The 23,426-nt window shown below is 69.8% G+C and carries 21 protein-coding genes and 1 tRNA gene; 15 read left to right on the top strand and 7 right to left on the bottom strand.

The features are described 5' to 3' along the window. Nucleotide 1 precedes the first annotated feature (1 nt). A complete protein-coding gene (locus BLR49_RS04655) occupies nucleotides 2–1,225 on the bottom strand; it encodes an arginine deiminase (protein ID WP_092534162.1) in 1,224 nt (407 codons plus the stop codon). Between the two features lie 566 nt (nucleotides 1,226–1,791). Between BLR49_RS04655 and BLR49_RS04660 the strand changes: the two genes are divergently transcribed. The 6 genes from BLR49_RS04660 to BLR49_RS04685 all read left to right on the top strand — a co-directional run bounded on the left by BLR49_RS04660 (nucleotide 1,792) and on the right by BLR49_RS04685 (nucleotide 8,072). Further along, nucleotides 1,792–2,391: a DUF3060 domain-containing protein gene (locus BLR49_RS04660; RefSeq protein ID WP_092534165.1), complete on the top strand. Its 600-nt coding sequence runs from the start codon at nucleotides 1,792–1,794 to the stop codon at nucleotides 2,389–2,391. A 41-nt stretch (nucleotides 2,392–2,432) separates the two neighbouring features. Then, on the top strand, nucleotides 2,433–3,197 hold the full coding sequence (locus tag BLR49_RS04665; RefSeq protein WP_092534168.1) for a response regulator transcription factor: 765 nt from the start codon (nucleotides 2,433–2,435) through the stop codon (nucleotides 3,195–3,197). Further along, nucleotides 3,194–4,237, top strand: a complete 1,044-nt coding sequence (locus BLR49_RS04670) for a sensor histidine kinase (RefSeq protein WP_245690457.1) — start codon at nucleotides 3,194–3,196, stop codon at nucleotides 4,235–4,237. The genes BLR49_RS04665 and BLR49_RS04670 overlap by 4 nt, the downstream gene beginning before the upstream one ends. Before the next feature lie 142 nt (nucleotides 4,238–4,379). Further along, the gene (locus BLR49_RS04675) at nucleotides 4,380–5,612 is read left to right on the top strand and encodes an OmpA family protein (RefSeq protein ID WP_092534171.1); all 1,233 of its coding nucleotides are present in this window, start codon (nucleotides 4,380–4,382) and stop codon (nucleotides 5,610–5,612) included. A 214-nt stretch (nucleotides 5,613–5,826) separates the two neighbouring features. Beyond that, nucleotides 5,827–6,534: a dTMP kinase gene (gene tmk / locus BLR49_RS04680; protein WP_245690459.1), complete on the top strand. Its 708-nt coding sequence runs from the start codon at nucleotides 5,827–5,829 to the stop codon at nucleotides 6,532–6,534. A gap of 284 nt (nucleotides 6,535–6,818) precedes the next feature. Beyond that, on the top strand, nucleotides 6,819–8,072 hold the full coding sequence (locus BLR49_RS04685; RefSeq protein ID WP_092534176.1) for a DNA polymerase III subunit delta': 1,254 nt from the start codon (nucleotides 6,819–6,821) through the stop codon (nucleotides 8,070–8,072). Nucleotides 8,073–8,108: 36 nt separating this feature from the next. On the opposite strand, the gene BLR49_RS04690 is transcribed toward BLR49_RS04685, so the two are convergent. Then, nucleotides 8,109–9,041 (bottom strand): helix-turn-helix domain-containing protein, encoded by a 933-nt coding sequence (locus BLR49_RS04690; protein ID WP_092534179.1) that lies wholly within the window; start codon nucleotides 9,039–9,041, stop codon nucleotides 8,109–8,111. Between the two features lie 173 nt (nucleotides 9,042–9,214). On the opposite strand from BLR49_RS04690, the gene BLR49_RS04695 reads away from it, so the two are divergent. Beyond that, on the top strand, nucleotides 9,215–10,837 hold the full coding sequence (locus BLR49_RS04695; RefSeq protein WP_092534182.1) for an alpha/beta hydrolase: 1,623 nt from the start codon (nucleotides 9,215–9,217) through the stop codon (nucleotides 10,835–10,837). 93 nt (nucleotides 10,838–10,930) lie between these two features. Here the strand turns inward: BLR49_RS04695 and BLR49_RS04700 are convergent, their stop codons facing one another. Next, a complete protein-coding gene (locus BLR49_RS04700) occupies nucleotides 10,931–12,013 on the bottom strand; it encodes an asparaginase (RefSeq protein ID WP_092534185.1) in 1,083 nt (360 codons plus the stop codon). 122 nt (nucleotides 12,014–12,135) lie between these two features. On the opposite strand from BLR49_RS04700, the gene BLR49_RS04705 reads away from it, so the two are divergent. The 3 genes from BLR49_RS04705 (at nucleotide 12,136) to BLR49_RS04715 (ending at nucleotide 13,587) form a co-directional block, all read left to right on the top strand. Beyond that, nucleotides 12,136–12,211: transfer RNA gene (locus BLR49_RS04705), tRNA-Thr, on the top strand. Between the two features lie 159 nt (nucleotides 12,212–12,370). After that, a complete protein-coding gene (locus tag BLR49_RS04710) occupies nucleotides 12,371–12,703 on the top strand; it encodes a histone-like nucleoid-structuring protein Lsr2 (RefSeq protein WP_092534188.1) in 333 nt (110 codons plus the stop codon). 146 nt (nucleotides 12,704–12,849) lie between these two features. Next, the gene (locus tag BLR49_RS04715) at nucleotides 12,850–13,587 is read left to right on the top strand and encodes a phosphoglyceromutase (protein WP_092534191.1); all 738 of its coding nucleotides are present in this window, start codon (nucleotides 12,850–12,852) and stop codon (nucleotides 13,585–13,587) included. Between the two features lie 900 nt (nucleotides 13,588–14,487). Here BLR49_RS04715 and phoU read toward each other — a convergent pair. Beyond that, nucleotides 14,488–15,138 carry a phosphate signaling complex protein PhoU gene (gene phoU / locus BLR49_RS04720; RefSeq protein WP_092534194.1) on the bottom strand — a complete coding sequence of 217 codons (651 nt, stop codon included), beginning with the start codon at nucleotides 15,136–15,138 and terminating at the stop codon, nucleotides 14,488–14,490. A 72-nt stretch (nucleotides 15,139–15,210) separates the two neighbouring features. On the opposite strand from phoU, the gene BLR49_RS04725 reads away from it, so the two are divergent. The 5 genes from BLR49_RS04725 (at nucleotide 15,211) to BLR49_RS04745 (ending at nucleotide 20,085) form a co-directional block, all read left to right on the top strand. Then, complete coding sequence (locus BLR49_RS04725) at nucleotides 15,211–16,518, top strand: sensor histidine kinase (protein ID WP_092534197.1); 1,308 nt, start codon at nucleotides 15,211–15,213, stop codon at nucleotides 16,516–16,518. Further along, nucleotides 16,515–17,213, top strand: coding sequence for a response regulator transcription factor (locus tag BLR49_RS04730; protein ID WP_092534200.1), 699 nt, complete (start codon nucleotides 16,515–16,517; stop codon nucleotides 17,211–17,213). The genes BLR49_RS04725 and BLR49_RS04730 overlap by 4 nt, the downstream gene beginning before the upstream one ends. Before the next feature lie 75 nt (nucleotides 17,214–17,288). Beyond that, nucleotides 17,289–17,783, top strand: a complete 495-nt coding sequence (locus BLR49_RS04735) for a CarD family transcriptional regulator (RefSeq protein ID WP_092534203.1) — start codon at nucleotides 17,289–17,291, stop codon at nucleotides 17,781–17,783. Nucleotides 17,784–17,831: 48 nt separating this feature from the next. Next, nucleotides 17,832–18,584, top strand: coding sequence for a 2-C-methyl-D-erythritol 4-phosphate cytidylyltransferase (ispD, locus tag BLR49_RS04740; RefSeq protein WP_092534206.1), 753 nt, complete (start codon nucleotides 17,832–17,834; stop codon nucleotides 18,582–18,584). 10 nt (nucleotides 18,585–18,594) lie between these two features. Continuing rightward, nucleotides 18,595–20,085 (top strand): MFS transporter, encoded by a 1,491-nt coding sequence (locus BLR49_RS04745; RefSeq protein ID WP_092534209.1) that lies wholly within the window; start codon nucleotides 18,595–18,597, stop codon nucleotides 20,083–20,085. Between the two features lie 244 nt (nucleotides 20,086–20,329). Here the strand turns inward: BLR49_RS04745 and BLR49_RS04750 are convergent, their stop codons facing one another. The 3 genes from BLR49_RS04750 to BLR49_RS04760 form a co-directional block, all read right to left on the bottom strand. Next, entirely contained in the window at nucleotides 20,330–20,767 is a 438-nt protein-coding gene (locus BLR49_RS04750) for an organic hydroperoxide resistance protein (RefSeq protein ID WP_092534212.1), read from the bottom strand. 77 nt (nucleotides 20,768–20,844) lie between these two features. Next, nucleotides 20,845–21,303, bottom strand: coding sequence for a DUF2218 domain-containing protein (locus BLR49_RS04755; RefSeq protein WP_092534216.1), 459 nt, complete (start codon nucleotides 21,301–21,303; stop codon nucleotides 20,845–20,847). A gap of 70 nt (nucleotides 21,304–21,373) precedes the next feature. After that, a complete protein-coding gene (locus tag BLR49_RS04760) occupies nucleotides 21,374–23,398 on the bottom strand; it encodes a hypothetical protein (RefSeq protein WP_092534219.1) in 2,025 nt (674 codons plus the stop codon). Between the last annotated feature and the right edge of the window lie 28 nt (nucleotides 23,399–23,426).

The raw sequence follows: 23,426 nt of genomic DNA on the forward strand, positions 1-23,426 counted from the left end.
ATCAGTCGACGGGATTGCGCAGGACTGGGCAGCTCATGCAGTGTGGTCCGCCACGGCCGCGGCCCAGCTCCGACCCGGGAATGGTGAGCACCTCGATGCCCTTGCTCGTCAGGTACCTGTTGGTGTTGACGTTGCGCTCGTAAGTGATGATCGTGCCGGGGGCGATGGCCAAGGAGTTGGCGCCGTCGTCCCACTGCTCGCGGGCGGCGGAGCGGGAGTCCTGGGGGGTGGTCAACACGACGATCTCATCGAGCCCGAGGGCCTCGGCGATGACTTGGTGCATGAGCTCGGGGGCGTTCTCCCTGACCTCGATCTCATCGGGGCTGTCGCCGGGGCGCAGTGTGACGGTGGGGAGCATCCCGGCGCCCGCATACTTGGTGAAGGTGCCGCGGTCCACCATCGTCATGATGGTGTCCAGGTGCATCTGTGCACGCGACTTGTGCATGCGCACGGCGACGACCTCACGAATGCCTCCGGCGAAGAGCTTCGCCGCCAGATGCTCCACGCCCTGCGGGCAGGTACGTTCGGAAACGCCGATCATGACCGCGCCGTTGCCGATGATTTGGATGTCGCCGCCCTCGATGCTCATTTCGCGGCCGAGCGTGCCATCGTTCCACAGGGGGAAGTCGGCGTTGGCGAACAGCGGATGCCACCGGTAGATGGCCCGATAGTTGAGGGTCTCGCGGCGGCGGGCGGTGCGGCGCATGGTGTTGACCGAGACTCCGTCGTAGATCCAGCTGGAGGAGTCCCTGGTGAACAGGTGGTTGGGCAGAGGCGACAGCAGGAGGTCCTCGTCGTCGATGGAGGACATGACCATCGAGGAGACGCCGGGAAGCTGTTCAAGGAGCTCTGCCTTGGTGATGCCGGCGATGAGTACCTCGGCCAGTACCGCGGCGGGGGCCTCCTCGGCCCACCGGCGCACCGTGGGGGCGGCCGTGAGGCCGGTGTGATCAGGGGTGAGTGCGCCTTCGAGCAGGTACTCCCGGGCCGCGGGGACCTCGATGGTGTCGGTGAGGAGGTCCTGGAGATACAGGATATTGACGCCGCGCTGTTTGAGGATCGCCGCGAACTGGTCGTGATCCTGCTGGGCCCTCTCCAACCACAGCACGTCGTCGAACAGAAGCTCGTCCTTGTTGTCCGGGGTGAGTCGGTTCATCTCCCTGCCGGGGCGGTGAAGGATGACCGTTGCTAGCTCGCCGATCTCAGAGGCGACGGAAAACTTCATGTCGTGTCTCCAGGTCTTGATCTTCGGCACACCTGCGTGCCTGCGTGGGGTGGGTGCCCCGTCACGATTGGGACAAGCGTACCAATGTTCGTGTGAACCTAAAAGAGGGGTGGGCGGATTTCTGGTACGTTTGTGCAAAAAGTCTAGCCCGGGTGGCGGGCGGCCTTTCTCGGAGAGGCTCGTTCACGCAGGTTTTCGCAGGCGATGTTTGGACGTCCTGGGGTGGGTGTGGTGAAGAACGGTCAAACGTTGATCTTTGTAGATAACCACAGTTTCGATAGTCTTGCTTGCTGGTCGGCGGTCGGACGGCGCCTCCACGGCTGCGCGTGTTCTCGGCGTCTACCCGGCTTTCTGGCGGCCTGCCCTGCGTTGCCGTCATCCCGGCCGCCGCCGACAGCTCGCAAAGGTCGGTCTCAGGTGCCGCCCCGCCGCGCTCTCGAGGCGGAAGAGCTATGAATGTGACTTGCGGCCGGGTCGCAGGATTGCGACAGGGTGGCGACAGCCTGGCGGTATGCGGGCCTGTAATCTTCCGGTACACGATTTCTTGAACCCCGGAAGGAACCCCCATGCGTATCCCCAACAAGCTCCTGGTCCCCGCCGCCGTCCTCGCCCTGGGCGCCTCCCTGGCCGCCTGCTCCATCAGCGTCGGCGGCTCCGACGGCGAGTCCGCCTCCTCGCAGGAGACCACCGCCGTCGTCGCCACCGAGGAGGCCACGCAGGAAACTGATGACTCCGAGGACACCGACAGCGACGACACCGCCACAGACGACGCCGAGGACGCCGGCGCCGACAAGGCCGACGGCGACGCCGCGGGCGCGGGTGCCTCCGGATCCTCCACCGCGGGCATCACCAACTCCGACTGGCTCGGCGTCATTGCCGGCAGCACCCAGGAGAACGTCTCCGGCGATTACGCGATCCAGAGCTCCGGGGGCACCTACAACCTTGTCGGTGAGCTCAACAGCCTGACGATTCAGGGATCGGAGGTCACCGTTTCCGCGGAGAGCATCGGGACTCTGACCGTGCAGGGCTCGGACGTGACCGTCTACGTCCGCGAGGTGGACGAGGTGCTGGCCTTCGGCTCGGACGTGAAGGTCTACTACCTCGACGGCGACCCGGCCGTGCAGGACATCGGTGCCGGCAACACCGTCGAGCAGCTGAGCAACTGACCGGCACGCCCGGACATCCAACTCACCCCGGTCCAGAACCAATGCCCCGGCCCGCTCCCGCCCCGCCCGCCGCCCCTGCGGCACCCGTACCGTCCACCGCGCCGACCGCGACCGTCCTGCTCGTCGACGACGAGGCCCCCATCCGCACTTCGCTGGGCTCCTACTTGGAGCGCAGCGGCTACCGGGTGATGCGCGCGAGTGACGGCGTGGAGGCGCTCGACCTGCTCGCCGCCTACGACGTCGACATCATCGTCAGCGACGTGCTCATGCCCCGCATGGACGGGCGCGAGCTGGTGCGGCGGGTGCGGGCCGGCGGCACCTGGACCCCGATCATCCTGCTCACCCAGGTCGACGCCTCCTACGAGCGCGTCTCCGCCCTGGACGACGGTGCCGACGACTACCTGTCCAAACCCTTCGACCCCGCCGAGCTGGCCTCCCGGATTCGCGCCGTCCTGCGCCGCACCCGCGGGGCGGGACAGCCGCTGACCGCCGCCTCCCGGCTGGTGTCGGGGGAACTGACTGTGGACCGGGCCGCTCGCCGCGTCACCCTGGCGGGCCGGGAGCTGTCGCTGACTCCCAAGGCCGTGACCCTGCTCGACTTCCTCATGAGCCATCCCGGTGAGCTGCACACCCGCGAGGCGCTGCTGTCCGCCCTGTGGGGCATCGACTTCGCCTCCTCCACGCGCGCCGTCGACCACCGCATCCGCGAGATCCGCCGGGCGCTGGGCGACGACGCCACCAACCCGACCTTCATCGAGACCGTGCCCCAGGGCGGCTACCGCTTCCGCGCTGAGGTGCACGTATGAGCGCCGCCGTGCCTCGAGACATGCGCGGGACAGCGCCGGGAATCGGACGGCCCGACGCCGGCCCCGGGGGCGGACGACGGGCCGGGGGCGGCCGACTACTGTGGTTGTGGTGGGGGTGCGCCGTCGTCGCGGTCGTGGTGCTGACGATCCTGGCGCAGGTGATCTGGGGCGGATTGAACCTGTATGTGACGGTCGGCGTGCCCGCCGCCGTGGGAGCGACCGGCACGGCGCTGCTCCTTGCCGTCGCGCTGGCCGCGCTCGCCCGCACCCGTCGGCGCAATGCCGAGCAGCGGCTGCGCGAGACCGTGCAGGAGGAGTCCCGTAACCGCCACCGCCAGTTCCTGCGGCGCCTGGACCACGAGCTGAAGAACCCGTTGACGGCGGTGCGCGCCGCCGTCGCCGACGCCTCCCGCACCGCCGCCCCGGCCGTGGCCGCCGACCTGGAGGTGGTGGACGCCCAGTCGCGGCGGATGAGCCGACTGCTGACCGACCTGCGCAAGCTCGCCGAGCTGGAGACCGCCCCGCTGGCCCTGGAGGACGTCGACCTGGCCGAGACGGTTCAGGACGCGGTCTCCGCCGTCATCGAGGAGGCCGCCGGGCGCGGCGCGGCGGTGCGGGTGCGCCTGGACCTGCCCGCCGTGCCCTGGCCGCTGCCGCACGTGCGCGGCGACGGCGACCTGCTCTACTCGGCCGTCTACAACGTCATCGCCAATGCCGCCAAGTACACCCCGCATGGCGGCGCCGTGGAGGTGCGCGGTCGGGAGGAGGCCGGCGCCGTCACCATCGAGGTGGCCGACACCGGCATCGGCGTGCCCGAGGCGGACCTGGCCCGCGTCTTCCACGAGCTGGAGCGCGCGGGCAATGCCCGGGCCCTGCCCGGATCCGGGCTGGGCCTGGCCCTGGTGCGCACGATCGTGAGCAGGCACGGCGGCCAGGTCCGCATGGCCTCGCGCGAGGGCGTGGGTACCCGGGTGTGGCTGACGCTGCCGGTCATGGGACCGTCCGCCGCCGGTCCCAGCACTCACGCGCGCCAAGGCTGAGCACTCAGCCGGCCCCCGGACCGGCAGCCACCGGATCACCTGACAGACAACTCGACAGACAACTCGACAGACAACTCGACAGACAAGGACTCGACCCGTGCACTCCCAACTCGCCTTCCCCCAGCACCACCGGTTTCCCCGCATGTCGGCGGGGCTCGCGGCCGCCGCAGCCCTGACCCTCGCCCTGGTCGGCTGCTCGGGCACCGATTCCCCGGCATCCGGTTCCCAGAGCCCGGAGGCGCAGGCCCCCACGGCGACCGCCGCAGCGACGCAGAGCGCGCAGGCGAGCGCCTCGGCCGCCGCGACCGACTCCGCCCTGGCCGTTGCCGGGTACCAGGTCGGCGAGATTCCGCCGGTCCCGCTGTTCGCGCTGCCGGACCTGGGGCTGCTGACCGCCTCCACCGGAAGTCTCACGCCGGATCTGACCACGGGCCTCACCTCCCGGCCGGGCATCACCGTCTCCCCGGCGCGCTGCGATGAGGCGGGGAACCTGAACGGGGGTAGGACCGTCGTCGGCGCAGACGGCTCCGTGGTCACCTCCGACGGCAGCTCCTCCCTGGTCAACGACGGCGAGGGCGCCGCCGTGTATGACGACGGCACCGTGAGCATCGTCAACAACGGCGACGGCTCGGGCACCTACGACGACGGCACCACCAGCATCGTGGTGGACACCGACGGCACCGGCACCTACACGGATGAGACCCTCAGCGTCGTCGTCGGGGAGGACGGCGCCGGCACCTATGACAACTCCGCCACCGGCGAGTCGATCGTGATCGGCGGGGACGGCTCGGGCGTGTATTCCACCCGGACGGTCAGCATCACCAATGAGGGCGACGGCTCGGGGACGTACAGCGACGCCGAGACCGGGCTGAGCATCGTCAACGAGGGCAATGGCGCCGCACTGGTCACCCGGGGCGCCCAGAGCGTGCAGGTCGACGCCGAGCCGCTGCCCCCGGTGGGGTCCATCGGGTCCTTCCCGAGCATTGATGCGGCCCAGCCGGTTGAGTCCTGCGGGACGGTCATCACCCTGGAGGACGGGATCCTGTTCGACTTCGGCTCCGCCGAGATTCGCGCCGACGCCGACGCCACGCTGGAGGAACTGGCCGGGCTGCTCAACGAGGCGGGGGTCCCCGCCGCCAACGTCTATGGGCACACGGACTCGATCTCGGATGAGGAATTCAACCAGACCCTGTCCGAGCAGCGCGCCCAGGCGGTGCTCGACGCCCTGGTGCAGGACGGGGTGACGGCGCAGCTTGAGGCGGCGGGCTTCGGTGAGACGCGGCCGGTGGCGCCCAACGAGAACGCGGACGGTTCGGACAACCCGGCCGGGCGCCAGCTCAACCGCCGCGTGGAGGTATACGTCCCGGCCTTCTGATGCGGGTGCGGCGCTGGGCGTAAAGCGGTGTCATGAAATGCACCGCTTTACGCCCGGCTGTTGCCGTATCCGCCGACTGCGTTCGCGGGATCATGCGGTTTTTCGTCTTTGGATGCTGGTAGGCGCTCGGAAAGTGGTGCATTTGGTGACAGAGGCGGGCCCGGCGCCAGGCGAGAACGGGGCACGGCGCGCTGCGTCCGGCTACGCTGGCGCCGTGAACTCGTCCGCTTCCGCGCCCGCGCGTGCTCACCGTGGCCTGTTCATCTCCTTCGAGGGCGGCGACGGGGTCGGCAAGACCACCCAGATCGAACAGCTGTGCTCCCTGCTGGATGAGGCCCGGATCGCCTGCCGGCGTACGCGCGAGCCCGGTGGCACCGAGCTCGGCAGTCAGATCCGCAAGCTGCTGCTGCACGGCGGCCAGGTGAGCCCGCGGGCCGAGGCCCTGCTGTATGCCGCCGACCGCGCCCACCACGTCGCCACGGTGGTGCGCCCCGCCCTCGCCCGCGGCGAGGTGGTGCTCACCGACCGCTACCTGGACTCCTCAGTGGCCTACCAGGGCGCGGCCCGTGCGCTCGGCCCGCAGGAGGTGCGCGACCTGTCCCTGTGGGCCACCGACGGCCTGCTGCCCGACCTGACCATTCTGCTCGACGCCGACCCTGCCGTCGGTTCCGCGCGCGCCGGTGCACGCGGGCGCCGGGACCGGCTGGAGCGCGAGCCCGACGCCTTCCACGTCGCCCTGCGCGAGGAGTTCCTGGTGCTGGCGAGTCGGGAGCCCGAACGTATCAAGATCGTTGACGCCGACCGGCCCGCGGAGGAGGTGGCCGCGGACGTGGCCGGGCACATGGAGCGGCTGATCGCCGAGCGTGGTACCGCCGCACAGCTTGCCTCCTTCCGCGCCGCGTTCCTGCACCGAGATCGGTAGAAGTTACGTGCCCAGATCGGTAGAAGTTACGTGCCGAGATCGGTCGCAATCGTCTACCACTCCACTTAGCTGTTGGCTGTGTGCCTGTAGGGGGCGCAGCAGACCGCTTACCGGCGTACCAAGGCCAAACCGGCGTGTGGCTGGCGGCTTCGGTGGGCGGCATGTGCCGGGCGGGTAGGGCGGGCTGACCGCGTCGGTGGATGCCGCTACCCTGTGGGCGTGAGCCGCTCCATCCCGACGTCGACCGCAGGCCGGGCGCTCTTGCCCTCCACGCGGGAGCGCGCATGAGCGTCTGGGACGACGTCGTCGGCCAGGAGCGGGTCGTCGCCGCCTTCCGGGCCGCCGCCGAGGCCGCCCGCGCCGTCGTCGCCGCCCGCGCAGGAGACGGCGGCCAGGCTCCATCCGCCCGGCAGCCGGCGCCGGAGAACGCCGACGTAGCACCTGCAGCCGTAGCCAACGTTGACACCTCGGCCATGACCCACGCCTGGCTGGTGACCGGCCCTCCCGGTTCCGGCCGGAGCGTTGCCGCCCGGGCCTTCGCGGCCGCCCTGCAGTGCACCGGGGAGGTACCCGGCTGCGGGGCGTGCAAGGCCTGCCGCGACGTGCTCAGCGGCGCCCACCCCGACGTGGTGCGCATGGCCACCGAGAAGCTCCTGATCACCATGGACGAGGTCAAGACGCTGATCGGAGAGGCGCAGCGCCGCCCCTGGACCGGCAACTGGCGGGTGATCCTGGTGGAGGATGCCGACCGCATGGCCGAGCGCACCACCAACGTGCTGCTGAAGTCGATTGAGGAGCCCCCGCCGCAGACCGTCTGGATTCTGTGCACACCCAGCGCCGACGACGTGCTGCCCACCATTCGCTCACGGTGCCGCCTGGTCACGCTGCGCATTCCGAGCGCCGACGCCGTCGCCGAGCTGCTCGTGCGCCGTGACGGCGCCGACCCGGAGTTGGCCGCCCGTGCCGCCCGCGCCAGCCAGTCCCACATAGGACTGGCCCGGCACCTGGCCACCGACCCCGGCGCCTGGGAGCGGCGCCGACGCCTGTTGCTGGCACCCATATCGCTGCGCAGCGTGGGTGATGCGGTCCTGGCCGCCGCGGACCTGGTGGACGCCGCCGAGGCGGAGGCCGGCCAGTCCACCGCCGAGCGGGACGCCGCCGAGAAGGCCGCCCTGCTGCGGGCGCTCGGGCTGGAGGAGGGCGGTCGGGTTCCGCCGTCGCTGCGTGCCCAGGTCCGGCAGCTGGAGGAGGACCAGAAGCGGCGCGCCCGCCGGGCCCGCACCGACGTGCTCGACCGGGCCATGATCGACCTGTTGTCCTTCTACCGGGACGTGCTCGCGGTGCAGCTCGGCAGTGACGTGGAGCAGGTCAATATCGACCTGTCCGACGCCGTGGCCCAGGTGGCCGCCTCCACCGGACCGCGGCAGTCGCTGACGCGCATCGGCGCCATTGAGGAGTGTCGCACCCGGCTGCGGTCCAACGCGGCGCCGCTGCTGGCGGTGGAGGCCCTCATGGTGCAGCTGCGGCCCCAGGCGTAGGTGCTGCGGGGCGTACTCGCACAGGCCCCGGAGGCTTCAGCGTTGCTCGGTCGGTTGGGCGGCGGCATCCGTCGGCGCCAGCTCGGTAGCTGCCCAGGAGGACAGCAGCCTCATGGCCTCCTGACTCGCGCTGCCGGGCTCCACCCCGTACACGAGCATGGTCATGCCGGGCGCGGACGTCATGGCGGCGGATTCGTAGAACAGGTGCATCCGTCCGACGACCGGGTGATTGATCACCTTCTCCGCACGGCACACGTAGCCGACGTCGTGGCGCGCCCACAGGTCGGCGAAGTCCCGGCTGCGCGTGGACAGCTCTCCGATGAGTGCCTGCAGGCACGGGTCGGTCGGATCAGTGCCGGCCTCCAGACGCAGCATGGCCACGAGGTCCTCCGCCCCCGCCTGCCAGTTTGGGAAGAAGTCGCGCGAGCGCGGATCCAGGAAGACGAAGCGCGCCATATTCGGGTGCTGGCCGGAAACATCCGGTACCGGGTCGACGAACATGGGGGAGTACAGGGCCCGGGCCATGTCGTTGACCGCAAGGTAATCGCCTGAGCCGTTGCGCACCGCGGCCGGCATCACCATCGAGTCCAGAATCCACTGCGTGCCCGGGCGCACCACACAGCTCTTGGTGCGGGCACGACGGCGACGCACCCGCCCCGTGGGGGTGACGGCGCGGGCGAGGTCGACCAGGTGCTGCCGCTCGGCGTCGTCCAGCAGCAGCGCGGAGGCGAGTGCGTCCAGGACCTCCTCGGAGGCGCCGGCCGCATTGCCGCGCTCGAGCCGCGTGTAGTAGTCCACGCTCACGCCGGCCAGCATGGCGACCTCCTCGCGTCGCAGCCCCGGCACGCGGCGGTGTCCGGCCACCACGGGTAGTCCCACCATCTGCGGGGTCACCTTCGCTCGACGCGTGGTCAGGAAGTCCTTGATCTCGGCACGGGCGTCAACGGACTTGGGCGGCTGCTGGCTCATGACTTCCAGGCTATGCGCAGCGGAGAGGGCGTGGGAGGTCCGCCGAGGGCCTGCCTGGGGCCGCCACGGACGCCGGTGCCGGGGCACGGCATCCTTAACGGGTGCGTCGCAATGGGGAGGACTCCACCCGGTGGCGTGCCGGACGGATACGCTCATACCCGTAGGCTGCCTGAGTGGACTTCCTCAAGGCTCGCCCCGGCCGCGCGCTCGCGGCCGTCACCGCAGTGCTCGCCGCGGCCGGCCTGGTCGCCTGCGACAGCCTGATCCCCGGCTCGGGCGTCAGCCCCTCGGCCGCGGCCAGAGCAACGGCCTCTACCACCGCGTCCGTTCCGGCCGGCCTGGAGCACTACTACACCCAGCACGCCGACTGGTACCCCTGCGCGGAGGCCGGCATGGAGGAGGCCGACGGCGAAGCCGACTTCAGCTGCGCCTATGTCACCGTGCCCCTGGACTACGCGGAGCCGGATGGACAGACCATCGACATCGCCATGAAGCGGCGCTCCGCCAACGGCACCGCGATCGGGACCCTGTTCATCAACCCGGGTGGCCCGGGCGGCTCGGGCTTGAGCCTCGTAGAGTCCGTAGACGACTACTTCTCCGACGCCCTGCTCAAGTCCTATGACGTGATCGGCTTCGATCCGCGTGGCGTCGGCAGCTCCACGGCGATCGACTGCCTGACCGACGCCGAGCTGGACGCGGCCCGCTCCGCCTCCGAGCTCGAGGCGGCCACCGGTGCCGGGGATGCCTACGCCGATGACGAGGCTGCCGTCCAGGAGGAGGTGGAGGAGTACGCCGCCTGGTATGAGGGCAAGTGCGCGGCCAGTACTCCCGTAGGCCTGCTCGACCACGTCGACACGATCTCCGCCGCCCGCGACCTGGACGTACTGCGCGCCGTCGTCGGCGAAGACGTCCTGACCTACCTCGGCTACTCCTACGGCACGTACCTGGGCGCCACCTATGCTGAGCTGTTCCCCTCCAACGTCGGCCGAATGGTCCTTGACGGCGCCATCGACCCAACTCTGAGTGCCGGCGAGATAACCCTCGGGCAGGCCGCCGGTTTCGAGAATGCGCTGCGCGTCTATGTGGAGGACTGCCTCAGCGGTGACAAGTGCCCGCTCAGTGGTGATGTCGACAAAGGCGTGGCCCAGATCCGAGACCTTCTCCAAGTCACCGCGGATGCGCCGATTCCCACCTCCGATCCCGACCGGCCCCTGACCTACTCGCTCGCGGAGTCCGCGATCCTCGGCATCATGTACCAGTCCGAATCCTGGTCTGTGCTCACCGAGGGACTGGACCAGGCGATGAACCAGAACGACGGCTCGGTGCTGCTGCGCGTCGCCGACCTGTTCGCCTCGCGGGAGAGCGACGGCTCCTACAGCGGCAACGGTAACGAGGCCATCAATGCGATCAACTGCCTGGACTATCCGGTGGTCGGCGACGCCGACAGCTGGGAGGCCGAGCGGAGGGCGCTGCAGGAGGCATCCCCGACCTTCGGCGTCGACCTGGGCTACTCCGATCTGTTCTGCCAGGCCTGGGGGCATGAGTCCACACGCGAGCGGACCGAGATCCACGCCTCCGGCGCGGCCCCCATCCTGGTGGTGGGCACCACCGGTGATCCGGCCACTCCCTACTCCTGGTCACAGGCGCTGGCCGAGCAGCTCGACGACGCTCGCCTGGTCACCTGGAAGGGCAATGGGCACACCGCTTACGGGCGGTCCGACGAGTGCGTGACCGCCGCCGTCGACGACTACCTGCTGGCGGGCGTCCTGCCGGAGGCGGGACTCACCTGCGGCTGATTGCGCGCCGGCCGGTGGAGACAACCGGCTGCCGCCATATCTACCGATCTCGGCACGTAACTTCTACCGATCTCGGCGCAGGGGAGGGGCGCCTCAGCGCTGGGCGGCCGGCTCCGTGAGCTCTCCGGCCAGGTTCCGCCCCAGCCAAGCCCCGAGCTCGGCGCCACGCAGCCCCTGGGACGCCAGGAACTGCAGCTTCGCATAGGTGGCCTCCAGGGTCATGTCACCGCTGCCCACCGCACCGACCTCGGCGGCACCGGCGCCGGCGGCGTAGCGGTCGAGCGCGACCTCACCCTGAAGGCACTGCGAGGCGAGCACCACCGTGATACCGGCGCGCACCGCCTCCGCGAGCACGGACACCGGGCCGTCCGGAGCCCCGGGCAGGTTCCCGACGCCGAAGGCCCGCAGGATCACCGCCACGGGCGACGGCGTCAGGGCGGCCCGCAGGCGGGCGGCGCTGAGCCCGGGGACCAGATCGACGACGACAACGTCGTGGGTGGTGAAGGGCAGCGGCGAGGACCAGCCGGCGCCGGCAGTCGGACCGCCCGGTGACCAGTGCCAGGGGGCGCCCGCGACGGCCAGGGCCGGGGAGAGCGGGGAGTCGAAGCCCTGGAAGGCCCAGGTGGAGAGCTTCGTGGCCCGGTTGCCGGCCAGCAGGCGCCCGCCGAAGAACAGGTGTACCCCGCGGGGCGCACCGTGCGTGAGCGCATACAGCGCGCCGGTGACGTTTGCGGCGGCGTCGGATCCGGCCGCGTTCAGGGGCAGCTGAGAACCGGTGACCACGATCGGTTGACTGAGCTCGGTAAGCGCATAGGACAGTGCCGCGGTCGTATAGGCCAGGGTGTCGGTGCCGTGCAGCACCACGAATGCGTCCGCCCGACCGGCGTGCCGACGCACGTCGTCGACGATTGCCTGCCAGGTGCTAGGCGTGGCATCCGCGGAGTCGAGCAGCGGTTGCAATGCTGTGAGTGAGTATGTCGCGTCGGGGGTTGGTGAAGGCCTTGGCGCCGGGGCATTGGATTGCGGTGCCGCGGTTTCCCGGGGAGTGAGAGGAGGCGCGGCGAAGCCTGGAATCAACCCGGACAACCAGCCCTCCAGGTCGGCGCCGGGCCTAAGTCCGCGGGGAGAATCGACCATGCCGATGGTGCCGCCGGCGTAGGTGAAGTGGATGTGCATATGGCCAGGGTACGCATCGCCCGGCCCGGCGTTGTGCTCCAAACCACCGTCTGGGACTGGGGCGGCGAATTGCGTGTCGCGCCGGTCAGGCGGTAGCCTGCGTCTCGCCGCTTTGGCGGCAGGCCACCTTAGCTCAGTCGGCAGAGCGATTCACTCGTAATGAATAGGTCGTGGGTTCGATTCCCACAGGTGGCTCCACCTGGCGTCGGGCGCGAGCGGTTTCGGTGCGGTCCGCCCGTGACACGCTAAGAATTCCCGATTACCTTGCCTCAATTGGCCCGTTATGTATATTCTCCTTCGTGGGGTGATCCCGTACTGGACGCGGGATCCACGTAATCTGTGGCAAGGAGGACCAATATGGCACAGAAGACCCAGATTGTTCTTGTGGATGACATCGACGGCTCCGAGGCGACTCAGACCATCACCTTCGCTCTTGACGGCGTCACTTACGAGATCGACCTCAATGAGGAACACGCGGCCGCATTGCGCGAGTCGATCGAGGAATGGACTGTGAAGGCCCGCCGTCGCGGTGGACGCCGGACGCTCCGCCGTCGTCCGCCGACGGGCGTCACCCAGAAGATTCGCGAGTGGGCCCGTGCCAACGGCTACGAGGTGTCCGACCGCGGGCGCATTCCTGCTCCGGTGCGTGAGGCCTACATGGCGGCTAACAACCCCGCCAACAACGGCTGAGCCGAGGCTATCGCCGTTCTGCCGCGGTCGCAGCGCCACGGCAGACGCTCACGCGTCGCAACCAGGCTTGCGTTCACCAGGCCCCGGTTCCTTTTGTAGGACCCGGGGCCTGGTGGCGTCCGGGAGGTCCTGGCACAATGTTCCCCATGGCTTACACCCTTGTGCTGCTCCGCCACGGCGAGAGCGAATGGAATGCTAAGAACCTGTTCACCGGTTGGGTGGACGTCGCACTGTCGGAGAAGGGACGCGCCGAGGCGACCCACGGCGGTGAACTCCTCAAGGAGGCCGGCGTCCTGCCTGACAAGCTCTTCACCTCCGTGCTGCGCCGCGCCATCATGACCGCTAACCTGGCTCTCGACGCGGCCGACCGCCACTGGATCCCGGTGGAGCGCCACTGGCGGCTCAACGAGCGCCACTACGGCGCCCTTCAGGGCAAGAACAAGAAGGAGATCCGCGAGCAGTACGGCGACGAGCAGTTCATGCTCTGGCGCCGTTCCTACGATGTGCCGCCGCCGGCGATTGAGCTCGGCTCGGAGTTCTCCCAGGACTCCGACCCGCGCTATGCCGGTGAGCCGATTCCCGCCACCGAGTGCCTGAAGGACGTCCTGGCGCGCCTGCTGCCGTACTGGGAGGAGACGATCGTCCCCGAGATCAAGACCGGTAAGACGGTCATGATCGCCGCCCACGGGAACTCGCTGCGCGCCATCGTCAAGCACCTCGATGACATCTCCGATGAGGATATCGCCGGGGTCAACATTCCCACCGGCATTCCACTCGTTTACGAGCTCGACGAGGAGACCCTCAAGCCCATCAAGAAGGGCGGTCGCTACCTGGACCCCGAGGCCGAGGCGAAGATCGCCGCGGTCGCCAACCAGGGCAAGTGAGTCGCTAGCGGCCGACCGGCATCCGCACCGGGAGCGCGTGCTTCAGGCGCGGCAGGCCTTGACTGATAAGACGGGGCGGGATGACGAACAGTCGTCCCGCCCCGTCGCATTCTCCCACCGGGGTTGCTTACGGGGCGTTCGCGGGTTATCGGCGCGAGCGTGGTGCTTTGGGCCGGTGTGTCGGGGGAGGTGTGCTGGCGGCCTCCTCGGTTTGGACCGCTGTCCCCCTGTTTGGACCCCGGAACTCTGTTTGGACCGCTGTCCCCCTGTTTAGACCCCGGAACTCTGTTTGGACCGCTGTCCCGTGTTTGGACCGCCGTTGCGTGCGGCGTGGGCGGTCCAAACCGGCGCAAGGGGTCCGAACCGGCCCGAGGGGGTCCAAACCGGTGTCGGTTCAGCGTCGATGCACAGTGGATGTACACCTGGGAGCACCCCTGGCCGGGCGGGGCGGGCGGGAGCTGGCGGACCGGCACCAGGGGCGCGGTGGCCGGGGCCCGGCAGGTGTTGGGCTTGCACCGTTGGGTGCCTGCGGCGGGGGCTGGACTTCTTCGCACGGGTCTGGCGGATCGGGCGGAGCCCTTGCCCGCGGGGACCGTGCTCTCACGGCCCGTACATCTACCCGCGGATGTCAGGCACCGTCCCGGCTCAACCCCCCCAGACCACAATCGCCCCGACCTTCCCGCACCACACCAACCAAGACCCCGACCTTAAACACCGCCATCACGCCGATGACTCGCTTACGGGGCGTTCGCGGGGTATCGGCACGAACGTGTGTGTGGTTCGGGTATGTGGGGACGTGTTTGGGCTGTTGGGGTCGTACTCGGCGAGTTCTGCCCTGCCGAGTACGACCTTTTGGTCCCCAAGCCCGCCTCGTTGGTGAGGTGGTGGGCGCAGGAGGACTTAGTCGCTGGGCACGGTGATGCCCGAGACCAGGTAGGCCATGCGGCGGGCGACCGACGTCGAGTGATCGCCGAAGCGCTCCAGGAAACGCCCCATGAGCACCGCGTCGACCACCTGCTGGCGGGTGAGCTCGATCTCCGGGTCGAGGATCATCTGGAAGGACTCCCGGTGCAGTGCGTCCAGTTCGGCGTCGCGCCGCTGGATCTCGGCGGCCAGCTCCAGGTCCTGGGTCTCGATGAGCGTGCGCACATCGCGGCCGGCGCGAACCGCGGCGTCGGCCATCTTCACCATGAGTCCGAGGATCGGCTCGGGCACCGGAGTCAGCGGGTAGCGTCCCCGGGCGATGGCCGCGACGTGACGGGCCAGGTCCCCCTGCCGCTCCAGGGTCTGGGCCATGCGCAGGGCGGAGATGACATTGCGCAGGTCCCGGTCCACCGGCTGCTGCCGGGCCAGCAGCATGACGCACATGTCGTCGATGTCCCGCTGCAGGTCGTTGATGCGCTCGTCGGCGTCAATGACCTGCTCGGCGACGATGATGTCCCCGGTGCGCAGGGACTCGGCGGCGCGTTCGATGGCGGTGGCGACCTGCGCGGCCATGGACGCCAGGTCGGTCCCCAGCTGTTTCAGCTCCTGGTTGAAGATGTCACGCACGATGAGCCTCCCACATAGCGGCCGCGGTGCCGGGCTCGCGGATCACCCGGCCACACCTCTACCCTAGGGGGCGTGGGAACCGTTTGGCTGATCATCGCCGTAGCCGTCGCAGGTGTCGCGACCGGCGCCGCGGCAGGACTCGCCCTCGGGCACTCCACCCGCGACGTCCGTGGCAACGGGATCGTCGCCGGCTCCACGCTCGAGCGGGACGGGCTGATCCCCATACTCGCCGCGCTGAGCTCCACCATCGTCCTCCTCGACGACGACGGCGAGGTGCTGCGCGCCTCCGCGGCCGCCTACACCTACAACATCGTGCACGACGACGAGGTCAGTGAACCGCAGGTGGCCCAGATGGTTGACCGCGTGCGCGCCACCGGCCGGGCCCAGGACGCCGAGATCACGGTGGCGCGCGGCCGCGTCGCGGGCGCCGGCAACTTCCACCTGCAAGTGCGTGTGGCCGGTATCGGCCGCGGTCGGGTCCTGGTGCTGATCGAGGACCGTACCGCCGCTCGCCGGGTGGAGGACATGCGCCGCGACTTCGTCGTCAACGCCTCCCACGAGCTCAAGACGCCGGTCGGCGCGATCTCGCTGCTGGCCGAGACCGTGCGCGACAACGCCGACGATCCCGCGCTGGTCGCCGACTATGCCGAGCGCATGAGCCGGGAGTCGCGCCGCCTGGAGCTGCTGGTGGGAGACATCATCGAGCTGTCCCGGCTGCAGGACGGCGACGCCCTGGTCGAGCCCGAGGACGTGAGCGTCGACGATGTCGTCGTCGACGCCCTGGACCGGGTGCGCGTGGAGGCGGACGCCAAAGAGGTCGTCCTCGTTTCTGGCGGCACCGAGAACCTCCACGTACTCGGGGACGCGTCGCTGCTGGTGACCGCCGTCAGCAACCTGCTGGACAACGCCATCCGCTACTCGGATCCGCGCACCCGCGTGAGCGTGGGCCTGAGCGTCGACGCCAACGACCCGGAGCTGGTGCGCATCGCCGTCGTCGACCAGGGGATCGGCATCCCCAAGGAGGCGCAGGAGCGCGTGTTCGAACGCTTCTACCGGGTGGACAAGGCCCGCTCCCGCGCGACCGGCGGCACCGGCCTGGGACTGTCGATCGTCAAGCACGTGGCCGCCGACCACGGCGGCACCGTTGAGCTGTGGTCCGCCCCCGGGCGGGGGAGCACCTTCACCCTGGTGCTGCCCCGGCATCGCACCGCGGCGGACCTGCCCGGCCCTGCCCCCGAGGCGGTCCAGGCGGTGGCCAGCGGCGCCGCCGGCGCGTCCTTCGCCGCCATCGCCGCCATCTCCGATGCGCCCGTTCCACTGGCACCGCCGAGCACATCGCCCGCGACACCGGACGCGGATCCGCAGGAGGTACGTCCATGACTCGCATCCTGTTGGTTGAGGACGAGGAGAACTACCGGGAGCCGCTGGCACTGAACCTGCGGCGCGACGGCTTCGACGTCGTCGAGGCGCAGGACGGAGCGGCCGCGATTCAGCGCTTCGAGGCGGCCGGAGCCCCGGACGGTCCCGGCCCCATCGACCTGGTCCTGCTGGACCTGATGCTGCCGCGCATGTCCGGTGCGGAGGTGTGCCGGCGCATCCGCCGCACCTCCCGCGTCCCCGTCATCATGCTCACGGCCCGGGATGCGGAGATGGACAAGATCGCCGGGTTGGAACTCGGCGCCGACGACTACGTCACCAAGCCCTACTCCTACCGGGAGCTCGTCGCCCGGGTGCACGCCGTGCTGCGCCGCACCGCCGAGGACGCCCCCGAGGAGTCGGTGCTGACCGCGGGGCGGGTGACCATGGATGTGAGCCGCCACGAGGTCAGCGTTGCCGGACAGGTGGTGCCCATGCCCAAGCGCGAGTTCGAGCTGCTGGAGCTGTTCCTGCGCCATCCCGACCGCGTGCTCACCCGCAGCCAGATCATCGGGCGCCTGTGGGGCACCAACTATGTGGGCGACACCAAGACCCTGGACGTCCACGTCAAGCGGATCCGCGCCAAGATCGAGGAGGATCCGAGCTCTCCGAAGCTGCTGACCACCGTGCGCGGAGTGGGCTACCGGCTCGTCGTGTGAGCTAGCTCCCCGGCCTTCCGGCGATATTTCCTGATAAACTTGTGGTCCCGCTACAAATCTGGAGTGACCTCACACATGACATTTGAAGTCGGCGAGACCGTTGTTTATCCCCACCACGGAGCCGCCCGGATCATCGACATCCGGCAGCGCAAGGTAAGGGGTGAGGAGAAGACCTACCTGCAGCTCGAGGTCGCACAGGGCGACCTGACCATCCTGGTCCCGGCAGACAGCGTCGACCTCATCGGGGTGCGCGACGTCGTCGACGAGTCCGGGCTCGAGCGCGTCTTCGAGGTGCTGCGGGCGCCGCTGACCGAGGAGCCCACCAACTGGTCGCGCCGCTTCAAGGCCAACCAGGAGAAGATCGCCTCCGGTGACGTGATCAAGGTCGCCGAGGTCGTGCGCGACCTGTCCCGCCGCGATACCGACCGCGGCCTGTCCGCCGGGGAGAAGCGCATGCTGGCCAAGGCCCGGCAGATCCTCGTCTCCGAGCTCGCCCTCGCGCAGAAGACCGCCGAGGAGGAGGCCGAGAACACCCTTGACGAGGTGCTGGCCTCCGGCACCGCTGCCTGAGACCGGACGGCGCGCAGGCGGCGGGACGGCGCTGGTAGGTTCCCGAGCATGTCGGACACGCCCTCACACAGCACCGCCGTCGCCGTGCTCACCGCCGCGGGCTCCGGCACCAGGCTCGGGGGGCGCGGACCCAAGGCGCTGGTGGAGATCTGCGGCGAGTCCCTGCTGCACCGGGCAACACGCGGCCTGCTCGCCGCCGGCGTCATCGACCACATCAGCATCACCGCCCCGGCCACCGCGGTCGAGCGCTTCACCGCCGAGGTCGCCGACCTGGCGGACCCGGGGCGGATCGGCGTCGTCGCCGGCTCGCCCGCCTCCCGGCAGGCCTCGGTCGCCCGTGGGCTCGCCGCGGCGCTCAGGGCCCGGCCCGACGCCGAGATCGTGCTCGTGCACGACGCCGCCCGCGCCCTGACCCCGCCCGATCTGGTGCGCCGCATCGTCGCCGCCGTGCGCTCCGGGCACGACGCCGTCGTCCCCGGCCTGCCCGTGGTCGACACGGTCAAGGAGGTCGCCGTCGAGGAGGCGATCGAGCGCGTGGTCGGCACCCCGGACCGGGAGCGGCTGCGGGCCGTCCAGACCCCGCAGGGCTTCTCCCGCGCCACCCTGGAGGCCGCGCATCGGTTCGGGGCCGGCAGTGCCGATGACGAGGCGCGCTCCGCCCGGGACGACGCCGCGCTCGTCGAGGCCATGGGCGGTCAGGTCGCCGTCGTCGCCGGGGACCCGCTCGCCCTGAAGGTGACCACGCCGCTGGATCTGGCCCTCGCCGAGATTCTTGCCCGTGGGGAGCGTGAGCAGTCTTAGGCTCTGAGGCATGAGGCCTCATGTTCCGGGACGGGACTCAGAATTCAACCCCGCGTTCAGCCCCGCGGGTGCGGCGGACGGCGGTGCCACCGTCGCCCCGCGCGGCAAGCTGCTCACCTGGCCGGTGGTGGCCTGGGGACTGTGGGACTGGGGATCGGCCGCCTTCAATGCGGTGATCACCACCTTCGTCTTCTCCGTCTACCTGACCAGTTCCGACTTCGGCGACCCCACCGCCAACCAGTCGGCGCTCTCGGTGGGGCTGGCAATTGCGGGTGCCTGCATCGCGCTGCTGGCTCCAGTCACCGGGCAGCGCTCCGACCGTGCCGGGCGCAGTGTGTTCTGGCTGGGTGCGTACACGGCGGTGGTGGTCGCCGTCAGCGCGGCCATGTACTTCGTGCTGCCCGAGCCCGGCTACCTGTGGTTGGGCGTGACGCTGCTCGGCGTGGGCAACGTGTTCTTCGAGCTGGCCTCCGTCAACTACAACGGCCTGCTGGCCCGCCTGGCCACCAAGGACCGGGTCGGTGCCGTCTCCGGGCTCGGCTGGGGTATGGGGTACCTCGGCGGGATCGTGCTGCTGCTGATCCTGTACGTCGGCTTCATCAACCCGGAGGTCGGCTGGTTCGGGGTGACGGATGACAACCGCCTGGATATACGCGTGTCCATGCTGGTGTCCGCCGGCTGGTTCGGCCTGTGCGCGATTCCGGTGCTGGTCACCCAGTCGGGCAAGCGGGCCTGGCGGCGCTGGGCGGCCATCGAGGAGGCGGAGGGCGATGACGCCCGCGCGCTCGCTGGATTGGAGAACGAGCCCACCGACCCCATCCAGGCGCCGCCGCGGATCATGCGGCACGAGTCCCTGGCGGCCTCATACAGGCACCTGTGGCGCACACTCGTGGGCCTTTACCGCACCCACCCGGAGGTGCTGTGGTTCCTGCTGGCGGCAGCCGTCTTCCGTGACGGGCTCGCCGGGGTGTTCACCTATGGCGGGATCATTGCTCAGAACACCTTCGGCTTCTCCTCGGGGGACGTGATCGTCTTTGCGGTGGCGGCCAATGTGGTGGCCGGGGTGGCAACCATCGCCGCCGGTCGGCTGGATGACCTGCTCGGGCCGCGCCGGGTGATCCTGGGAGCGTTGGTGGTGCTGGTGGGGGCCGGAACGGCGGTGTTCTTCCTCCATTCGGCGGGGGCGAGGATCTTCTGGGTGCTCGGACTGGTGCTGTCAGGCTGCGTGGGACCGGCACAGTCCGCCGCCCGTTCCTACTTGGCGCGGCTGGCGCCAGAGGGACGCGAGGGTGAGATCTTCGGCCTGTACGCCACCACCGGGCGGGCGGTGTCCTTCATGGCGCCGGCGATGTACGGCGCCAGCATCTGGGTCGGCACCCGGGTGGTCGGCGGTGGCGCCGGCTACTGGGGCATTCTCGGGATCGTGGCGGTGCTCGGCGTCGGGCTGCTGCTGATGCTGCGGGTCAAGGACCCCGTCGGCCGCATCACCGTCGTCGAGTAGTAGCCGAGCGGGGCGCGGCAGGTGAGCCGCAGGGGGTGTGGCGGAGCGGCAGGGGTGTGGCGGAGCGGCAGGCGGGTGAGCCGCAGGTCCCTCTCGCCGAGATCGGTAGAAGTTACGTACCCAAATCGGTAGAAGTTACGTGCCCAAATCGGTCTGCTGTGCGCGGGCGGGTACGGCAGACCGATTCGGGCACGCGCTCGACGGCGTGAGTGCTCAGCTCTGATGGCTGAACGCGCGACAGGCCCTAGTCGTCGGAGACGGTGACGGTCACCGGAATGTTGCCGCGGGTGGCGTTGGAGTAGGGACACACTTGGTGAGCGGCCTCGGCCAGCGCCTGAGCGGCGTCGTGTGGCTGCGCGGGGATTACGACCTCCAGCTCGACGGCGAGGCCGAAACCGCCCGCACCATTCGAGCCGATGGAGACCCGGGCGCCTACGCTGGAGTCGCCCAACTCGGCCTTCTGAGACCGGGCGACCACCTGCAGGGCGGAGTGGAAGCAGGCTGCGTAGCCGGCTGCGAACAGCTCCTCGGGGTTGGGCAGGTTGGCGCCGGAGCCGCCCATCTCCTTCGGCACGGCCAGGTCGGTGTCGATGCGGCCGGTTGCGGAGGTGACGTGGCCGTTGCGGCCGTCCCCGGTGGCCAGGGCCTCAATCGTGTACAGGGGGTTGGTGAGCTCCGGCATGGGGATGTCCTTTCCGGTTGGGTGAACAGGGGCAGATGTGCGCGAGAGTGAAGACCTTCCCGGCACCGTTGGCTAGCTTAGTTCAGGTTGCTGGGGCCGGTGCCTTCGCGCGCGGCCCGGGCCTCGTACTCGCGGCGCATGCGCTCCAGGTCCTCCTTGGTCAGGGGGCCCTGTGCGGTTCCGGCGGAACCGTCGTCGCGCGTCCAGGAGACGACCAGGCCATCCTCGTAGCCGAAGCGCGCCAGGTGCCGTCCGGCCACGTCCTCCAGGCGCGGCAGCTCCTGCGCGGAGGCCGACAGGGTCAGGACGAGTGCTCGGTCCTCGCAGGTCAGGTCCGCGACGCCGACCACCGGCCCTTCACGGTTGAAGACCAGGCGACCCGTGGAGGCGGCCTCATCCCAGGTCGCCTCGAGCTTGTGCGTCATGTGGTTCACGAGACGGCGGCCGTAGTAGGCGGGCCGGTCTGTGTCCACGCGGGCGACCGAGCGGTGGTCGAAAACGGGGGCTACGTCTGTAAACGCGAATCCGGCGCTCATAAGGACAGGCTAGCCTGAATCGGGACGGAGTGGCCAAGGCTGTATCGCCGACGGCGGATCGGCCGGCGTCCTAGGCGGGGCGGTCCATGTGTGCGGCCGGCCGGTTGCTGAGCCCGATGATCACCGTCTCGGCGCCGCCGGAGTCAGCGGGCGCGGAGGCACCCGCTCCCCCAGTGGATGCGGAGCGCGAGCACACCAGGGCGATGATGCCGGGCGCCGGCACCAGGTAGCCGTCGTCGCGGTAGCGCGGAGCGGCGGAGGAGGCATTGTCGGAGTCCTGGATGTCGGCGTAGCTCAGACGGACTGCAGTGGTGTTGTCGGCGCGAAGCACCTCTAGGTCCCTGCCGTCTTCGGTGACGGCGTCGCCTGAGCAGCTGGCGGTGAGGGTGTCGAGGTAACCGAATCCGTAGGCTTGTTCGGTTAGTTCTTGAACAGTGCCGACCTGCCCGGTGGCGGGATCGAAGACGACATCGGTGGAGGGGCCCTGAAGGCGTAGGGTCCGGGTGCCGTCGTCGTCTACCGGCGCCGTGAGATCGCCCAGGGCGACCGCAGGCCCCGCGACCGCGCCGGACAGGGCGTCGAGGCTGACGGCCTCCAGCGATCGGGTCTTGGAATCCGCGCCCGACTCCTCGAGTTCCTGGTATGCCGCGTCGGGATTGCGGTAACGCACGCTCCAACCGTCGACGACAACCGGACCGCTCCCGTTCGCGGCGGGGACGAACCCGCCAACAGTGGTGATGGCGGTGAGATCGTCATCGGGGACCAGCGTCAACTCGCACCAACCGCTCCGATCGCTTGGGCAGTGCGCGCCGAGGATGAGGGTCGAGTGGCCGCCTTGGAAGAACGACGCGAAGACCGGTTTAGAAGTGGCGCAGTCCGCATCCCCCGCGCAGGCGGGGAAACGGACTCTCGGCGCGGTGGCCAGGACAGAGCCGTCCTCCAGCGACAGGATGTCCTGATCGATCATGACCACGTGGTCGGTGATCTGAACCCGCGCGCGCTGGTCGGCTTGGGGAGGGTAGGTGTACTGGTGCATGTGCTCGAAGGCGACTCGTCCGGTGGCGGTGTCGATGCCGACGAACAGGGTACGAGTGGGGCCGGCGTCGTAGGCGATGACCAGGTGGGCGCGGTTCGGGCTGAGGGCCGCGTGGCAGGAGGCTCCCTTGGGGCCGTCGGCGCAGTCGCCGAGCGCGATGGTCTCCGCCGGGCGGGTGTGGACCCAGTCGGTGTAGCCGCTATTGGGATCGAGGCCGAGGACGCCATGGTCGGTGACCACAATCGGGGTGAAGCTTCCCGCGATGACGCCCCGGACCGGCTCGTCCGCGGCGAACACCCGCTGCCAGGCGACGTCGTCGTCGAGCGTCTCGGGGACGGATACCGGGCGGACGGCGGTCAGCCACACGGATCGGGAGGGGAAGGACAGGGCCGGGACCATGACCGCAGAGGTGGCGAGAACGAGCACCACGGCGGTGGCGACGAGCGCCGTCGGCGTGGGGCGCAGGCGGCGCCTCAGAGGCAGGCGCACATCCGGGCGCGGCCTGCGTAGCAGGCGCACGAAGATATCGGCGGTGACGGTGACGGCGAGCCCCGCGGCGGCGATGGCCAGCGGGAACAGCCCCGGGTAATCCATGCCGATCGCCCGGGACTGGCTCCGCCACAACGCGCCGAAGCGGAATGCGGCGATGAATGTTGGCAAGGCGGCCAGGAGAATCGCTAGCAGGGTCACGCTCACCACGCGGCGACGGCGGGCGCGCAGGCCGCCGATCAAGCCCGCGTAACACGCCCAAGCCACCAGGGCGACGAGAGCGAACAGGGTCAGCATGGGGAGCATCTGATCCACCGCGATCTCGACCATGCCCGGGTTGATGGAGACCTGGTACGCGGCCCACACGATGCCCCCGAGGGCCAGCAACGCCCCGCCGACGCGCAGCCCGCGCAGGAACTCGGCGACGGCCCGGGACTTGTCGGCGGTCTCACGGACGGGCGACGGCGGAGGGGGCGCGAACGCCGGGTCAGCGGCGGATCGGGAGCCTGAGGACGCGGGCGGTGCGGTGTTGTCTTCGGTAGCGTCGGCTGGTTCGGCGGAGGGGCGCATTACCCAAGAATGTCAGCCGACGGCGGGT

The organism is Actinomyces ruminicola (genome assembly GCF_900103885.1).
In the GTDB taxonomy this organism is placed as follows: domain Bacteria; phylum Actinomycetota; class Actinomycetes; order Actinomycetales; family Actinomycetaceae; genus Actinomyces; species Actinomyces ruminicola.